Here is a 16,723-nt window from a genome sequence, read left to right on the forward strand (position 1 = left end):
ATTTGTACTCTCCCTTTTCTTTGTTGTTAGTTTTTTATGTCAACGGAAGGTCCGTCATCAACGTTTGTCAGCCCTTCTGGTCCATGCATCCCCTACAAATTGGATGAAAAAGACGATGATTAAAATTAATATGGTGGCCATTAATACAACATCCGGCCGGGTTCGCTGAAAACCATCCAGGAACGCCAGTGTTCCCAGTCCTCCGGCACCAATGACACCGGCCATTGCAGTATAACCAACCAAAGCAATCGAGGTCACCGTGATACCTGAAATCAGCGCCGGCTTCGATTCCGGCAATAACACCTTGCGAATAATGGTCGATGTAGTGGCACCCATCGACCGTGCTGCTTCAACGACGCCTTTGTCGATTTCCTGGAAAGCGATCAGCACCAGCCGTGCATAAAACGGGGCCGCTCCTATGATCAGTGCCGGCAATGCGGCGTTCGGTCCCCGTATGGTTCCGATCAGAAAACTTGTGAAAGGAATCAAAAGGATAATCAGAATGATAAAAGGAATGGAGCGGAAAACATTGACGAAAACTCCAGTCAGCCAATTGACGATTTTATTGGCCCATAATTGCTTTGGCGCTGTCAAAAATAAAATAATGCCGAGTACGAGACCGATAATGAAAGTGAATGCAGTCGACATTGCTGTCATATACATAGTTTCCAACGTCGCTTCCCACATATCGTCCCAATCGACATTTGGAAATAATGACTCAATCATTTGCCATCACCTCCGTTTGCACTTTCTCTTGTTTGAGGAAAAGAATAGCATCCGCAATTTCCTGTTTCGAACCTTTTAACTGCAGAATCAATGTACCGTATGCTCCGCGCTGAGTATGAGATATATCTCCCTGCACAATATTGACTTCCACCGGATAATTGCGGATCAGCTTCGTCAAAATCGGCTGTTCTGTCTGCTCTCCAACGAAAATTAATTTCACCAGCTCACCCGTCGGATATAATTCTCGGAGATGCTTGATCGTGGCAGTAGAGTCTTCTGTTTCGGTCACCTGTGCCACGAAGCGTTTCGTAATATCTTTTTTCGGTGACCGGAAGATTGTCAGCACATCGCCCAGTTCCACAACCTTGCCGCCTTCCATGACCGCAACGCGGTGGCAGATTTTCCGGATAACGTGCATTTCATGCGTTATCAAAACAATCGTCAAACCGAGACGCTTATTGATATCGACCAGCAAATCCAGGATCGCATCTGTCGTTTCCGGATCGAGTGCCGAAGTTGCTTCATCGCAAAGCAGTACTTCCGGATCATTGGCAAGTGAACGGGCAATTCCGACACGCTGCTTCTGTCCACCCGAGAGTTGGGAAGGATAAGCATTTTCGCGTCCGGCCAAACCAACCAATTCGACGAGTTCCTTGACTCTCGACTCTCTCTTCGCTTTAGGCACCCCGGCAATTTCAAGAGGAAACTCAATATTCTCCTGAACCGTGCGAGACCAGAGGAGATTGAAATGCTGAAAAATCATACTCACTTTCTGGCGCGCTTTACGTAAATCTGCCCCTTTAATGGCAGTAATTTTTTGGCCATTGACGTCGACTGTGCCTGATGATGGTTTTTCCAAACCATTCAACAACCGGATCAATGTACTTTTCCCTGCGCCACTGTAGCCGATAATACCAAAAATTTCCCCGTCATCGATCGACAAGTTAACATTATCCACTGCCGTCAGGACCGTTTTGCCGGTATCAAATTTCTTAGTCAAATCCTTTAACTGAATCATTGTTGCACACTCCTACTCCAAAATAAAATGCCCTTCTGCTCGAAAACGAGCAGAAGGGCATGCATAAAAAATATACGTTAACCGTTCTCTCATCTTCCAAAGCGTTCGCTTTGTGTGACTTGGCACCATTTCATTTTCATGACGGTTGCCGGGCTTCACAGGGTACTTCCCTCCACCACTCTGTATAAGAGTTACGTTATTAAGTTTGTTATTCAGGTTCTTAATTTAACACGGCTCAATTTATCCGTCAACAATTTTTAACTTCTCATAAATATAAGGCACGGAATGGAAGGCATAAACCTTCTCTTTCAGCTTGCCGTTCTCCGTGATCAAAAGACACGGGACACTCTCCACTTCATATAAAGAAGCGATTTCCTGCACATAATTTAAATTCGCTTTGCCGATCGGCAATTCCGGCATGGCTGCGGTCACAACCTCCAGCATTTTGGAAGCCAGCTGGCAGGTGCCGCACATTGGGGTATATAGATAATAAGCCGATACCTTATTGGTATTTTTGGCTTTGGTCCAATCTTTATGGTTCCATTCTTCCATGTTTCGTCATCCTTCTGTTAACAAATTATTGACCCTTATATTGGCTGCAATAAGGACATCCATAAGAATACGCAATGGCGTCGTTGCGACTTCTTTATAAGTCCGGTCAATATAAAAATGTCTTGCTTCAGGAAACTCCCGTTTCACCAGTTTCCTGAGCTTTTCGCCGGATTTATCCGCATCCACCAGAATAATGATGTCCTGCCCTTCAAATGGCAGCAGCAATTCTTCGAGCCTCGTTGCACTTACTGTACCATTAGTACAAAGAATCGTCACGGATTCTGCAATGAGCGGAGCGATCCTGTTTTTATCTGAAATGCCTTCCACCACAATTACTTTGTCCATAAACCAACACCCCGCTGATTCTATAGAATATATAAAACTGGCAGTGCCTGTTCAACTTATGTTCAAAAGAGCTTGCCGCTGAAGTCCGGATATTGAAAAAAGCGCCAGGGTACAGGCGCTTTCCGGGTATTATTCGTTCGTCATTTCCTTATAAGCGTCAGCGTCCATCAAATCATTCATCTCATCTTCAGACGGTGCCTCGATGACTACCATCCATGCTTGTTCATACGGGGATTCGTTTACGAATTCCGGGCTGTCTTCCAGTTCAGAATTGACTTCAACAACTTTTCCGCTTACTGGTGCATATAGTTCAGAAACGGTTTTAACAGATTCAACACTGCCGAACGGCTCATTTTTTTTCAGCTCATCACCGACCTGCGGCAATTCCACGAAAACGATGTCTCCAAGTTCAGCCTGTGCAAAATGCGTAATACCGATAGTTGCTTTGCCGTCTTCAAGTTTAACCCATTCATGTTCTTTTGAATAACGAAGTTCTTGTGGTGTGCTCATCCAAACGCCTCCAAAATATGTAGTTGCTTCAATTTCAGTTTGACATAATAACGATGCAATTACAAGATAGCACAATCTTTAAGACCAGCTATTTTCGAAGGCCTCTTCTTTAAATCCAAGAGTCGCTTTTTCGCCGTCCCAAACAAGCGGCCTCTTGATCAGCATGCCGTTTGAAGACAGCAGCTCAAGTTTTTCATCCGCCGACATTTCACCTAGCTTATCTTTTAATTGCAACTCGCGGTATTGCTGGCCGCTCGTATTGAAAAATTTCTTCAGGTCGATGCCGCTGCTGTCGACGATTCTTTTCAATTCCTCTTTTGTCGGCGGATTGTCGACGATATGTATTTCCTTGAAGTCCACCTCATGGGCGGCAAGCCATTTCTTTGCCTTCTGGCAGCTGCTGCATTGCGGATACCAATAAAAATCCATCATGTAAATAAAACCTCCTTCTTGTTTCTATTCTAGCAAAGCCCTGTTATTCGGGCGAAGAAAAAGCGCCACCAAGAGTTGGCGGCGCTTTGGAGTAATGATTAAACGATATATTTTTCTGCGTCGATCAATTTCACAGCGGCTTCACGTTTTTTCGCGATGACGTTGTAAGGAGTTGAACGCGTCAGTTTGCGAAGAGCTGAAAGCATCATACGCTGGTTGTCGCCTTCGATTGCAGCAATCAAAGTTTCTTTTGCATCTTTTTCGATCTTGTCGAATGCTTCCTGGCAATAGATTTGTGTATAAAGAAGTTTTTGCGACGCTTTTTCTTCACCTGAAGCGGCAATCGCTTTTTCAGTGCGCAGTACTGCGGACTCCATCGCAAAGACGTTGCTGACGATATCTGCAATGTTCACAAGTACTTCCTGTTCCTGCTCCAATTTCGTTCCGTATGTTTGGGCAGCAAGACCCGTTGCAAGGATTGCGATTTTCTTCGCATTGTTAACAAGGTATTTTTCCTGAGCCAAAGCTTCTGTGCCAACTTCTTCCGGCATCATCATCAATAATTCTTCCTGAAGTTTCATGGCATGCTGCAATAGTGGCAATTCGCCTTTCATCGCTTTGCGCAATAATGTGCCAGGAACCAGAAGACGGTTGATTTCGTTTGTTCCTTCGAAAATACGGTTGATGCGTGAATCGCGGTAAATGCGCTCGATTTCGTATTCCTGCATGAAGCCGTAGCCACCGTGCAATTGAACACCTTCATCAACGATATAATCCAATGTTTCCGTGCCGAAGAATTTATTCATCGAGCATTCCACTGCAAATTCAGCGATTGAATCTGCTACAAGCTTGCCGTTTGCGTGTTCTTCGTCTGAAAATCCGCTCATGCGGTCTTCGAACAAACCAACTGTGCGGTAAACCGAGCTTTCAAGAGCATATAATTGTGATGCCATTGTCGCAAGTTTTTCACGCGTCAGGTTGAATGACGAAATTGGTGTTTTAAATTGCTGGCGCTGGTTCGTGTAAGGAATCGTGATTTCCATTGCACGTTTTGAAGCTCCGATTGTGCCAACTCCCAATTTGTAACGGCCGATGTTCAAAATATTGAAGGCGATGATATGCCCGCGTCCTGCTTCACCCAACAAGTTTTCAACCGGCACTTCTGCATCTTCAAGAATCAGTGTACGAGTCGAAGATGATTTAATCCCCATTTTCTTCTCTTCCGGTCCAACTGAAACACCTGAGAATTCGCGCTCGACGATAAATGCAGAGAATTGCTCCCCGTCAATTTTTGCGTAAACAACGAATACATCAGCAAATCCAGCGTTGGTGATCCATTGCTTTTCACCGTTCAGGACGTAATGCGTACCTGCTTCGTTCAATTTAGCGGTCGTTTTTGCACCCAGTGCGTCAGAACCTGAACTAGGCTCGGTCAACGCGTAAGCGGCAATCATTTCGCCAGTCGCAAGGCGCGGCAAATAGCTTTGTTTTTGTTCTTCGTTACCGAAAAGTACAATCGGCAATGATCCAATACCAACGTGTGCTCCGTGCGTAATTGAGAAGCCGCCTGCTTTGGACATTTTTTCAGCTATCAAAGCTGAAGCGATTTTATCAAGACCTAAACCGCCGTATTGTTCTGGCACGTCGGCTCCGAGTAGGCCCAATTCGCCAGCTTTTTTCAAGAGGCGTACGGAATGTTCGAATTCGTGGTTTTCAAGATTTTCAACCACCGGCATTACGTCTGTGTTTACATAATCCTCAGTTGATTTGGCGATCATTTTTTGTTCATCCGTGAAATCCTCCGGTGTAAATACGCGTGAAAGATCCGCGTCTTCAATCAGGAAACTTCCGCCTTTGATCAATGTTTTTGATTGTTCCATTTTATATTCCTCCTATTTTTAAAAGCTTTATCAATTAAATGAATAACCGTTAGTAGTCGATATTCCGCAAAACAGCTTTGCTTGCCTGGGGGCTCGCACTGAGCTAACTCGGTCTCGTTTCACATCGCCCGAGTGGATCTCAGCACTTCGCTTGGCCCCCTAGGCGTCTTCGCTGTTTTGCTCCATATCTTTTTTATTACCTTAGATGAAAATGCGTAAGGCGGCGAAGAGCAAAGATATGCTCCTGCATCGCTTCGCTAGCTTCGTCGCAAACAATTTGTGCAAGCACAAATCGCTTCCTGCGGGAATAGCATGAGACGAAGACCCCGCAGAAGTGAAGCGCCGAGGAGGCTGAGGCCATGCCCGCGGAAAGCGTCCGCCTGGAGCATTTCATTAACTTATTTCTATTAGTACTTTTCATTAAACTAACAAGAAAATAACTAAAACCTACAGCATTTCAAAGACGCCTGCTGCGCCCATTCCTCCGCCGATACACATTGTGACTACGCCGAATTGTTTGCCTTGGCGTTTCAGTTCACTCAGCATGCGGATTGTGAGGATTGAACCTGTTGCACCCAGTGGGTGTCCAAGTGCGATTGCACCGCCGTTCAAATTCACTTTATTGATGTCGATGTTCAGTTTTCTGATGACTGCGAGCGATTGTGAAGCGAAAGCTTCGTTCAATTCCCACACATCGATGTCATCGATTGAAAGTCCGGCAAGTTTCAATGCTTTTGGAATCGCTTCGATCGGGCCGATGCCCATTACTTCCGGCGGTACGCCGCCAGTAGCGAATGAACGGAATTTTGCGATTGGCGTAAGTCCGAGGGCTTCGGCTTTTTCACGTTCCATTACAAGCAAAGCCCCTGCGCCGTCAGATGTTTGGGAAGAGTTACCTGCTGTTACTGAACCGCGTGCTGAGAAAGCAGCGCGCAATTTGTTTAATGTCTGGACAGTCGTGCCGTGGCGAACGCCTTCATCCATTTCGAACATAAAGGATTTCTCCTGGTATTTATTGTTTTCATCGACGTAACGTTTCGTTACTTCGACCGGTACGATTTCGTCGTCGAAATGGCCTTTTTCGATTGCCGCAGCTGCATTTTCATGCGAGCGTACAGAAAAAGCATCCTGGTCTTCGCGGCTTACGCCGTATTGAGTAGCCACCTGTTCAGCTGTGTGGCCCATGCTCATATAATATTGTGGTGCTGTTTCCGCCAATTTCGCATTGGGACGGATGACATTGCCCATCATCGGCACCATACTCATCGATTCAACACCACCGGCGATGATCGCTTCTGCGTGTCCAACCATGATGCGTTCTGCTGCATAGGCGATTGTCTGCAAACCTGAAGAACAGAAACGGTTGACTGTCACAGCCGGTGTCGTATCCGGCAAGCCGGCCAACGCGCCGATGTTGCGGGCGATATTCATCCCTTGCTCCGCTTCCGGCATTGCACAGCCCATAATCAAATCATCTATCGGGCCGTCGTATCCGCCTGCCCGTTTTAATGTTTCCCGTACAGCCAATGCGCCGAAATCATCCGGCCGCACTGATGCAAGAGAACCTTTTTTCGCTTTTCCGACCGGTGTTCTGGCACTGGCCACGATTACTGCTTCGCGCATATTTTTTCCTCCTTTAATCTCTTTGGATCAATTGCGTAACGGTTTCCCTTTTACAAGCATATGCTGCATGCGCTGTTGGGATTTCGGTTGAGCCACTAAGCTCAGGAATACCTGCCGTTCAAGGTCAAGCAAATACTGCTCATCCACTTTCGTGCCATATGGAACTTTGCCGCCTGACAGGACAAACGCCAATTTCTGAGCGATTTTCAGATCGTATTCGCTGATGAACCCTGACAGGAACATTCCTTCAGCACCAAGTAACAACGTTGCATATCCCGGTTCACCTGTAACTGGAACTTTTTCACGTTTCGGCGCCTTGTATCCATTTTCATAAAGTGACAATGCCGCCTGCTTCGCATCGTAAATGAGATGATCGCTATTGACACTGATGCCATCCACAAAATTCAGGAAGTTATTTTCACGCGCTTCTTCGGCAGAAGTCGAGACTTTTGCCATCGCGATCGATTCGAAAACTTTGCTCGTTACATTCTGTAAATCGAAATCGATGCCATTTGGCAAGCCTTTCAGATGTTTCATGTAAAGCTCCTTGTTTCCGCCGCCGCCGGGAATCAGCCCGACACCTGCTTCCACAAGCCCCATATAAGTTTCCATTGAAGCCTGGATATGTGCAGCCGGAAGAGCTACTTCAGCTCCGCCGCCAAGCGACATTCCGAATGGTGCAGCTACAACTGGTTTTGAACTGTATTTGATTTTCATCATAGCGTTCTGGAATGTTTTGATCGTGAAATCAAGTTCGAAAATATTGTCGTCCTGCGCTTCCATCAGGATCATACCCAGGTTTGCACCGACACAGAAGTTCTTGCCCTGGTTGCCGATGACAAGGCCTTTGTAATTTTTCTCGACTTCATCAATCGCGAAATTTATCATCTGCATGATATCAAGGCCAATTGCATTTGATTGCGAATGAAACTCGAGCAATGCAATCCCGTCACCAAGGTCGATCAGGCTTGCACCTGAATTTGATTTGATGACACCATGTTTTTTCTTATAACGTTTCAAGTCGATCACTTTTTCATTTAATGGCACGGCCTCGTAATCCGTTCCATTGAAGAAATGGAGGTCGCCTTCCACTTCTTTATAGAAAGTTTCATTGCCGCTGTCCACTAATTTTTGGGCGAAAGCAGGAATGTCGTGGCCTTCATCTTTCATTTTATCAATGGATTTCTGAACACCAATCGCATCCCAAATTTCGAATGGCCCCTGGTTCCAGCCGAATCCCCATTTCATGGCATTATCGATCGAAACGATGTCGTCCGCAATTTCGCCATTCAATTGAGCTGAATAGCGCAGAACCGGTGCTAGGATATTCCATAATAATTCCCCGGTGCGGTCATCTGCATAGACCAAAGTTTTCATCTTCGCAGCGAAACCTTTTTGCGCTTTCGCCATTTCCTGTGAAGGCGTTTTCAATTTGCCCGCAGGACGGTATTCCAAAGTCTCAGGATCAAGTTCGAGAATCTCTTTGTCTTTTTTAAGGAAGAAACCTTGGCCTGATTTTGCACCAATCCAACCGTTTTCAACCATTTTTTTCATGAATTCAGGAGCTTCAAAAACTTTTTTCTCTTCTCCTTCAGTCTGGTCGTAGACGTTCTTCGCCACGTGCATGAATGTATCGAGCCCCACGACGTCAAGCGTGCGGAAAGTTGCGGATTTCGGACGCCCGATTAACGGACCTGTAACGGAATCCACTTCGCCGATTGAATAGCCGCGGTTCTGCATTTCACGCAGCGTCACAAGTAAGCCGTAAGTTCCGATGCGGTTTGCAATGAAGTTCGGCGTGTCCTTGGCAATAACGACTCCTTTTCCGAGCACATCTTCTCCGAAAGCAGTCATGAATTCAATCACTTCTGGAGCTGTTGTCGCTGCAGGAATCACTTCCAAAAGCTTCAGGTAACGTGGCGGATTAAAGAAATGCGTCCCCAGGAAATGTTTGCTGAAATCTTCTGAGCGTCCTTCAGCCATTGCATCAATGCTGATTCCTGAAGTATTTGACGAAATGATTGTGCCAGGTTTTCTAACGGCATCAACTTTTTCGTATAAGGATTTTTTCACGTCAAGATTTTCGACGATGACTTCTACAATCCAATCGACGTCTGCAAGTTTTTCCAGATCGTCTTCAAGATTTCCGGGTGTGATCAGATCTAAATTCTTTTTGGCTGTCAGAGGAGCCGGTTTCTGTTTCAATAATTTCTGGATGGAAGTTGTTGCAATACGGTTGCGTACTGCTCGGTCTTCAAGCGTCAAGCCTTTCGCCTGCTCCGCTTCCGTCACTTCACGCGGAACGATGTCCAGCAATAATACTGGTATGCCTATGTTTGCAAGATGCGCTGCAATTCCTGAACCCATAACTCCAGATCCGATTACAGCTGCTTTTCTTATTTGGTATGCCACTAGCAAACCCTCCTCATATTTTTTGAATGAATCCTCATTCATTTTTAAGCTAAAAAAAATAGAACGTTCTCTATATCCCTAAGTGTAAGTTATTTTCCTTTTTTTCGCAATATTTAATTCTTATTTTTTGGGCTGCCAGGATTCTTTTCTTTTCGAAACAGCGGACGGCAGTTACACTATAAATGTTGGACTAAAAAGATCTTACAAAACTAGCAGTCTAATTTTTCTACTATATAATTTAAACAATAGACTTTCTTCCTTACTTACCGCTTCGGCGCTGGGATAGGGACTTTTGCTAAGCCACTTTCTAAGATATGGAGCAAAACAGCGCAGACGCCCAGGGGACCAAGCGAAGTGCTGAGATCCACTCGGGCGAAGTGCAACGAGACCGAGTTAGCTCAGCGCGAGCCAAGAGTTGGCCGAAGGTAATTCGGCCGAGTCTTTGCGACGAAGCTAGCGCAGCGATGCAGGAGCACGGGGTTTGGCAAGCGAAGCTGTGTTGCGCAATATCGGTTATTAAGATTATTGTTTAACTTATAAATAGAAACAACAGGGGGAAAACTTATGAAACCGATTCACACTAAAGAAGAGTTCCAAGCGGCAATTACTGGCGAACAGCCGGTTATCGTCAAATTCCAGGCCGGATGGTGTCCGGATTGCACACGTATGGATATGTTCATCGATCCGATTATCGAGGAATTCAATCAGTATCAATGGTTCGATTTGAACCGGGATGAACTGCCTGAAATCGCTGAACAATATGAAGTGATGGGTATTCCAAGTCTTTTAATCTTCAACAAAGGTGATAAGACGGCACATCTCCATAGCGCAAACGCAAAATCTCCGGAAGAGGTTACGGACTTTTTGGCAAAACAACCGGAATAGGCTCCTGCCTATTCCTTTTTTATTGTCCAGACTCCAGCGGCCCAGCTCCTCGGGTCATAAGCCAGCTCAGCTATGCGGCTAAGAACGCCGCTCCGCTGAGCCATCTTATGCCTGTCAGAGCTTAACGGGCGCTGTCGCTTTTCTTTGTCCAGACTCCAGCGGCCCAGCTCCTCGGGTCATAAGCCAGCTCCGGCTGATCCATCTTATGCCTTTCGGAGCTTAACGGGCGTTTTCGCTTTTCTTATTGTATAATTAAAGTACAAAATACAGTGAGGTGTTGTCATGGATCCCCAGAAAGAGATCAGTGAATTAAAAGATCTCGTAAAATATTATGAGTTGGTCATCAAAAATATGTCGGCCCCCATCATTCCATCAATCGTTCCAAACACGATCTTAATGCCGATTGCCGGCATCATCTCAGCAGACCGCTTCGAATTGATACGCGGCAAGGCTCTGGAGTATGCCGGTGAACATCGTGAAACTGAATGTGTCATTTTCGATTTTACTGGCGTCCAGTCAGAAGATGTGCAGACTTTTGATTATAATGAGCTTGCCAATGAACTGACTGCTTTAAACAATTCCTTGAAGTTGATGGGACTGCGTCCGATATATGTCGGCTTCAATCCCCGCTTTGTCAGGAAGATTGTCCATGCGGGAATACAAGTTGAACTCGAAGTCTATCAATCTTTTCGCGCAGCTTTAAAAGAATTATTGAATGAAAAAAATAAGAGCCGTTCTTCTAAATAATGTGAGAATGGCGTGGAGGCGTTGTTTTTGAAAGTTCTATTGCCGTTCGAAGGAATGTCCCAATATGAGCCAGCCATTGATCCCAGGAAACGCGGTTCCGCTTGTGGTCCCGTCACTGCAGCCTCCATTTTTAATTTTCATGAAAACGAAATCTTTGAAATCAATGAAGTTTACAGATTGCTTGGGACTACACCAATCGGCCTTTTTACTTGGCGCTTTCTTCGCAATTTCCGGAAGATAGCAGGCGGCCGTTACCGGCTTGAAAAAACACGGTCGATCTCCGACGTGAAAAAGGAACTTTTATCCGGACGGCCTTTGGCGATGAAATTTGACCGTTATTTCACATTCCGCTGGTTGGCAAAACCGTTATTCAATTATCACTGGGTCCCACTTATCGGCTTTGAAGATAAAGGAGACGATGTGGTGCTGTATTTTCACGATAACGGAAAAAGAAACCGCCCGAGTAAAATCCGGACAGTTTCTTATCACGATCAACGTACCGTATTAAGTTTTGTAAAGATCGTTCCGAGCAAGCCGGAATGATCTTTTTTAAAGGCTTTTTTCCAGTTGGCGTGCCAGAAGATTCAATTGCTGCTCTTCGCAAAGTCGGATATGGTCAGCGGTGTATCGCTGCACTGCGATGTCGTTTAAGGGAATATTAAGTTCGATATCGCATTTGATCACAGCCAGTTCTTTTGATAGGAGGAGCATCTCTTTGTTTTCTTCTATCTTTTTCTTTTGTGCAGGCTTCAATTCATCGATCGCTGACAGCACCCCATCAGTTGAGCCGTATTTTTGAATTAATTGCAGCGCCGTTTTCGGCCCGATGCCTTTTACGCCGGGATAGCCGTCGCTGGCATCCCCCATAAACGCTTTAACATCTGCAAACTGATTCGGTTCAATGCCGTATTCCTCCCTGAAGCGCTCATCTGTATAAACGTCATAAATATGGAAGCCTTTTTTCATGAAAGCGATTTTTACCGAAGGTTTGAGAAGCTGCAGCATATCCTTGTCACCGGTAATAATCGTAAAGTCCACTTCGTCTTGCCACTGCTTCGTGAAAGATCCGACAAAATCATCCGCTTCGATTCCGTTTTCACCAAAATTCTGCCAGCCTAATTGTTGCGAAACTTTTTTGGCCTGTTCAAATTGATGCAGCATATCCTCAGGTGGAGCCGGACGGTTCGCTTTATAGCCTTCGAACAGATCCGTTCGGAATGTATGCGCGCCCATATCCCAGCATACGGCCATATGAGTCGGTTTCATCATCGTTTTGGCAGCGAGCACATGTCTCGTAAACCCCTGCACTCCGTTTGTGGCAAGTCCTTCAGAAGTTCTGAAATACTGGCCGACTGCTGAAGTCGCGAAGAATGAACGGAACAGTAAAGCCATGCCGTCAACCAATAATACGTGCGGTCTTTCCATAATTCTTTCCCCCATTCATTTATTGCCATAATCCATTATACGCTCTTTAACAGAAAAAAACTGCAGTTCCATCGTTAGTCTGTACACTAACGATGAAGCTGCAGCTGAGATTGCAAATTTTAACGTTTGCGTTTTATTGCTTTGTATTCCAGATTTAATGCCTTGTAGAACGAGCCCATCATCAGGAGCATTATAATCGAGAACGGGAATGCCGCTATTATCAATACGGTTTGCAGGGCATCCAGCCCCCCTGTCGACAATAGAATTACAGCAATTGATGACTGGGCAACACCCCATGTCAGTTTGACTGAAGTCTGTGGATGCAGTGAACCATTCGTAGTCTGCATGCCAAGAACAAATGTGGCTGAATCCGCAGACGTAATGAAGAATGTGGTAATCAGCAAAACAGCAACGACTGACAACAGTGTACCTAATGGCAATTGTGTAAATGTGGCAAACAAGCGTTCTTCAGTTAACAGCCCCGTCATATCAAAGCCGGTGTTCTGGACATTGATTGCAGTTGAACCGAAAGCAGAGAACCACAGGAAACTAATAATGGTAGGAAGCATCAACACGCCAAAAAGAAATTGGCGGATTGTCCGTCCCCGCGAAATCCGTGCGATGAAAATACCAACGAACGGAGCCCACGATATCCACCAGGCCCAATAGAAAATTGTCCAGGCATCAACCCAGGCACGATTTTCACCATCAATTGGTGAAGCACGGAAACTCATGCTGACCAGGTTCTGTAAATAAGTTCCTATTGTATCAATAAACATATTGAAAATGAGTAAAGTCGGCCCTAAAATAATGACCATTACCAATATTAAGACGGCAAGCACCATATTGGTGTTCGATAAATACTTGATGCCTTTGCTGAGTCCCGACCAGGCTGAGATCATGAACAAAACCGTCACCACACCAATGATGACGAGTTGCGTCACAAAACTGCCCGCTGTAATTCCATCGAACATATAAGCAAGACCACCGTTGATCTGAATTGCCCCAAAACCAAGTGTGGTTGCTACACCAATGACCGTTGCAAAAACAGCGATTACGTCAACGACCGTTCCCCATGTTCCTTTCATGCGGTCGCCGAATAGCGGTTTCAAGGTTGCCGAAATAAGACCTGGTTCCCCTTTTCGGAATTGCGAGTAAGCAAGAGCCAAAGCGACTACTGCGTAAATTGCCCATGCATGAATACCCCAGTGGAAAAAACTGAAACGCATGGATTCGCGGAATGCTTCCCTTGTACCCGGGTCTGCTGTTGCCGGATCGATTGCGTAATGGGAAAGCGGTTCAGCAGCACCCCAAAATACGAGCCCGATTCCCATACCTGCTGAAAACAGCATGGCAACCCATGTAGCATAAGAAAATTCCGGTTTATCCGTGTCTTTGCCCAATCTTACCTGTCCCATCGGACTGATCAGGAAAAACAGACAAAATAATACCATCACTGAAACGACCAAAAGATAATACCAGCCGAATGAGGTGGTCAAAAATGATTGCATATTTCCTGTTACTGTTGAGAAGTTTTCTGGAGCGAAAGCGCCAAATGCCACTGCCAGAGCAACAAGCACCAGCGAAATCCAGAAAACGTTTGTCACCTTTTTCATAGTATATCCCCCTTAATTTTCACCTGCAGTACGATCGCTAATTCAAAGCTATAACAATCAATGCAGACTTTCAGATTTTATCCACAATTTTTAAGAATACAGAAAATTAAAGATAATGTCAAGCCGGCAAGTCGGATTGACATTAACCTGCTTCATATGTATACGAATAGTCCACTTTATTAATTACCCTAATCGTTTATCAATAAACCAGGGGGAATGCTTCAATTCGAGGGGATAGGCTTTGCTATTTCACTGGTTTATGGGGTTTACTTTCAACTAAGGACTTACGTGGCTTTTAATTTATCATTAAAGAAAGAGAAGCACAGCAATATCGGTTATCCGATGCTGCTGCGCTTTTTAAAAAATCAATAGTCAATCATCCATCCCCATGGATTTTTTATATCCTTTCAAATACTCAATTTCAGACGGACTTCCCATTTCAGGCGAACTCATTGCCCGGTGCCAATGTGGATAAAACGGTGCTGGCCGAGCGACCGACTCAATCCGGTCATGTTCCTCCTGTGTCAGTTGAATATCGAAAGAAGCGATATTTTCTTTCAATTGTTCTTTATTTCGTGCAGCAATAACGATCGGTCCGACATTCGGCCGGTCTCTGACCCAGGAGTAGGCGATTTGCGGTACGGACGCATTGTGGTTTGCCGCAACTTCTTCCAATGCATCAATTACTTGATAGAGGCGTTCCTGATCCTTCACCCATGGCTCAGGCCAACCTCCGCCTTGCCGTGTATCTTCAGGAGCTTCTTTATGACGTCCGATTTTCCCGTTCAACAACCCTTCACCGAGCGGGCTCCAAATCATGGAGCTGACACCAAGTTCAGTGCCTGCTGGCAAAAGTTCATATTCCGCTTCCCGCGCTTCAGGCGTATAGTAGATCTGTTGTGTAATCGGCGGAATAAATCCTGCCTGTTTCGCGAATGTATGGGTCTTCGCAAGTGCCCAGCCGCTATAATTGGAAACACCCCAATGCCGGATTTTTCCGGACTTCACCAAGCTGTCCATCGTTTCCACCGTTTCTTCAACAGGCGTCTGTCCGTCCCAGAGATGCACAAAATACAAATCGAGGTAATTCGTACCGAGACGCTCCAATGACTGGTCAATGCTGCTGAGAATATTATTTCGTGAAGCCCCCTGGCCATTCGGATTCTCACCCAATGGAAAACCTGTTTTCGAAGTCAGCAATACCTCGTCCCGTCGGCCTTTGATTGCCGAACCAAGGACTTTTTCCGCATCACCTTTCGAATAGAGATTCGCTGTATCAAACATATTGATGCCCGCTTCCAAAGCCATGTCCACCATTCTTCGCGCTTCGTCTTCTTTCACATCGCCAGCTGCTTCAAAACCATTTGTTCCGCTGAAAGGAATAGTCCCGAGTATATATTTCGGAACGCGGAGACCTGAGTTGCCAAGATAAATATATTCCATCGAATCCTCCTCAAAAATTCTTTTTGCTAATTGATAACAGTAATAATCTACCCGTCATTTTCATTAGTAAAACAGAACATAACATTTTGGGATTATCAGATTTCGAAAGATTAAACCACCTTGTACCATATCTCCACTTGCCGGCCAGTCTCAATCGTTTTTATTTTTTCCAATTCAATTTCCAGGTCATCCAGATGCTCAAAAAATCTCAGCCCTGTGCCCAGAAGAATCGGCGCAATGGCGATTTGCAGTTCGTCGACCAAACCCGCTTTCAGCGCCTGCTGGCCCGTACTTGCTCCGAGTATCACGACCTCTTCATCCCCTGCCGCCGCTTTTGCCTGCCGCACCGCATTTTCGACTCCATCCGTCACAAATGTGATCGTCAGCTTGTCATTCTCTTTTGGATGCCTGGACGTTGGATGACGAGTCAGTATGAACAGCGGCACCTGAAACTCATAATTATCCGCATAAGCATCCGTGTCTTCGGCCATTTCGAAACTGTTGCGCCCCATGACCACAGCTCCAGTATTGGCCATCGCAGCATTGATTTCTTCATTGGGTTCAAAACTGGCATAAAGTTTATCCAAGCTGCCTTCCCGATCATTGATGAATCCATCGACCGACATTATCATGCCCCAAACCACTTTCGCCATCCCTTTCACTCCTATTTATGGAATTTTTGCACCTGATGAATAAATTCCTTCTATATGTAAGTAGAACTAATAATCCATAGTAGCCGATATTGCGCAAAACAGCTTCGCTTGCCAAAACCCGTGCTCGCGCTGAGCTAACTCGGACTCGTTTCACTTCGCCCGAGTGGATCTCAGCACTTCGCTTGGTCCCCTGGGCGTCTTCGCTGTTTTGCTCCATATCTCTAGAGATTTCTCTAAGCGGTGGTTCGCTCCAAAAGAAGGCGAATGCCAATGGAGAAAAAGACGAGTGCTCTTCTCGGCTTATCTCGGGAGCCAAAGTGTGCCAAACGAAGATTGCACATCCTTTGTGACGTAAGCGTCCAATAGCGAACACATTTAAATAGAAGAAACTTCGTGAGATACTCTTTCCAGAATTGAATTTTGGGAGGAGTTTCTTTGATAAGAAAAGAGAAAGCA

General features: G+C 45.5%; 16 protein-coding genes and 1 riboswitch. Of the genes, 3 read left to right on the top strand and 13 right to left on the bottom strand.

Translation table 11 applies throughout. From position 1 onward, the window contains the following. Positions 1-57: 57 nt before the first annotated feature. The 9 genes from ACFQ1X_RS13360 to ACFQ1X_RS13400 form a co-directional block, all read right to left on the bottom strand. Complete coding sequence (locus tag ACFQ1X_RS13360; protein WP_144841501.1) at positions 58-726, bottom strand: methionine ABC transporter permease; 669 nt, start codon at positions 724-726, stop codon at positions 58-60. Beyond that, positions 719-1,744 carry a methionine ABC transporter ATP-binding protein gene (locus ACFQ1X_RS13365; RefSeq protein WP_144841500.1) on the bottom strand — a complete coding sequence of 342 codons (1,026 nt, stop codon included), beginning with the start codon at positions 1,742-1,744 and terminating at the stop codon, positions 719-721. The genes ACFQ1X_RS13360 and ACFQ1X_RS13365 overlap by 8 nt, the downstream gene beginning before the upstream one ends. A gap of 86 nt (positions 1,745-1,830) precedes the next feature. Then, a riboswitch (SAM riboswitch) is annotated at positions 1,831-1,935 on the bottom strand. Positions 1,936-1,984: 49 nt separating this feature from the next. After that, a complete protein-coding gene (locus ACFQ1X_RS13370) occupies positions 1,985-2,296 on the bottom strand; it encodes a thioredoxin family protein (protein ID WP_144841499.1) in 312 nt (103 codons plus the stop codon). 6 nt (positions 2,297-2,302) lie between these two features. Continuing rightward, complete coding sequence (locus ACFQ1X_RS13375; RefSeq protein WP_144841498.1) at positions 2,303-2,641, bottom strand: toprim domain-containing protein; 339 nt, start codon at positions 2,639-2,641, stop codon at positions 2,303-2,305. A gap of 129 nt (positions 2,642-2,770) precedes the next feature. Then, entirely contained in the window at positions 2,771-3,151 is a 381-nt protein-coding gene (gene gcvH, locus ACFQ1X_RS13380; protein ID WP_144841497.1) for a glycine cleavage system protein GcvH, read from the bottom strand. Positions 3,152-3,229: 78 nt separating this feature from the next. Beyond that, the gene (locus ACFQ1X_RS13385) at positions 3,230-3,583 is read right to left on the bottom strand and encodes an arsenate reductase family protein (RefSeq protein WP_144841496.1); all 354 of its coding nucleotides are present in this window, start codon (positions 3,581-3,583) and stop codon (positions 3,230-3,232) included. A gap of 98 nt (positions 3,584-3,681) precedes the next feature. Beyond that, on the bottom strand, positions 3,682-5,463 hold the full coding sequence (locus tag ACFQ1X_RS13390; RefSeq protein WP_144841495.1) for an acyl-CoA dehydrogenase family protein: 1,782 nt from the start codon (positions 5,461-5,463) through the stop codon (positions 3,682-3,684). Between the two features lie 447 nt (positions 5,464-5,910). Next, positions 5,911-7,086, bottom strand: a complete 1,176-nt coding sequence (locus ACFQ1X_RS13395) for an acetyl-CoA C-acetyltransferase (RefSeq protein ID WP_144841494.1) — start codon at positions 7,084-7,086, stop codon at positions 5,911-5,913. A gap of 27 nt (positions 7,087-7,113) precedes the next feature. Continuing rightward, a complete protein-coding gene (locus tag ACFQ1X_RS13400) occupies positions 7,114-9,498 on the bottom strand; it encodes a 3-hydroxyacyl-CoA dehydrogenase/enoyl-CoA hydratase family protein (protein WP_144841493.1) in 2,385 nt (794 codons plus the stop codon). 564 nt (positions 9,499-10,062) lie between these two features. Here ACFQ1X_RS13400 and ACFQ1X_RS13405 point away from each other — a divergent pair. From ACFQ1X_RS13405 to ACFQ1X_RS13415, 3 genes are all read left to right on the top strand, one after another. Then, complete coding sequence (locus tag ACFQ1X_RS13405; protein WP_144841492.1) at positions 10,063-10,383, top strand: thioredoxin family protein; 321 nt, start codon at positions 10,063-10,065, stop codon at positions 10,381-10,383. Positions 10,384-10,665: 282 nt separating this feature from the next. Continuing rightward, complete coding sequence (locus tag ACFQ1X_RS13410; protein WP_144841491.1) at positions 10,666-11,130, top strand: STAS domain-containing protein; 465 nt, start codon at positions 10,666-10,668, stop codon at positions 11,128-11,130. 27 nt (positions 11,131-11,157) lie between these two features. Further along, positions 11,158-11,673, top strand: coding sequence for a cysteine peptidase family C39 domain-containing protein (locus ACFQ1X_RS13415; protein WP_144841490.1), 516 nt, complete (start codon positions 11,158-11,160; stop codon positions 11,671-11,673). A gap of 6 nt (positions 11,674-11,679) precedes the next feature. On the opposite strand, the gene ACFQ1X_RS13420 is transcribed toward ACFQ1X_RS13415, so the two are convergent. The 4 genes from ACFQ1X_RS13420 to ACFQ1X_RS13435 all read right to left on the bottom strand — a co-directional run bounded on the left by ACFQ1X_RS13420 (position 11,680) and on the right by ACFQ1X_RS13435 (position 16,267). Continuing rightward, positions 11,680-12,555, bottom strand: a complete 876-nt coding sequence (locus tag ACFQ1X_RS13420) for a 5'-3' exonuclease (protein ID WP_379082945.1) — start codon at positions 12,553-12,555, stop codon at positions 11,680-11,682. A gap of 119 nt (positions 12,556-12,674) precedes the next feature. Beyond that, positions 12,675-14,171 (bottom strand): glycine betaine uptake BCCT transporter, encoded by a 1,497-nt coding sequence (locus ACFQ1X_RS13425; protein WP_144841671.1) that lies wholly within the window; start codon positions 14,169-14,171, stop codon positions 12,675-12,677. A 372-nt stretch (positions 14,172-14,543) separates the two neighbouring features. After that, entirely contained in the window at positions 14,544-15,614 is a 1,071-nt protein-coding gene (locus ACFQ1X_RS13430) for an aldo/keto reductase (RefSeq protein WP_144841672.1), read from the bottom strand. A gap of 110 nt (positions 15,615-15,724) precedes the next feature. After that, on the bottom strand, positions 15,725-16,267 hold the full coding sequence (locus tag ACFQ1X_RS13435) for a dihydrofolate reductase family protein (protein ID WP_144841673.1): 543 nt from the start codon (positions 16,265-16,267) through the stop codon (positions 15,725-15,727). Between the last annotated feature and the right edge of the window lie 456 nt (positions 16,268-16,723).

Origin of the sequence: Metaplanococcus flavidus (assembly GCF_042675885.1) — a bacterium.
Classification (GTDB): domain Bacteria; phylum Bacillota; class Bacilli; order Bacillales_A; family Planococcaceae; genus Planococcus; species Planococcus flavidus.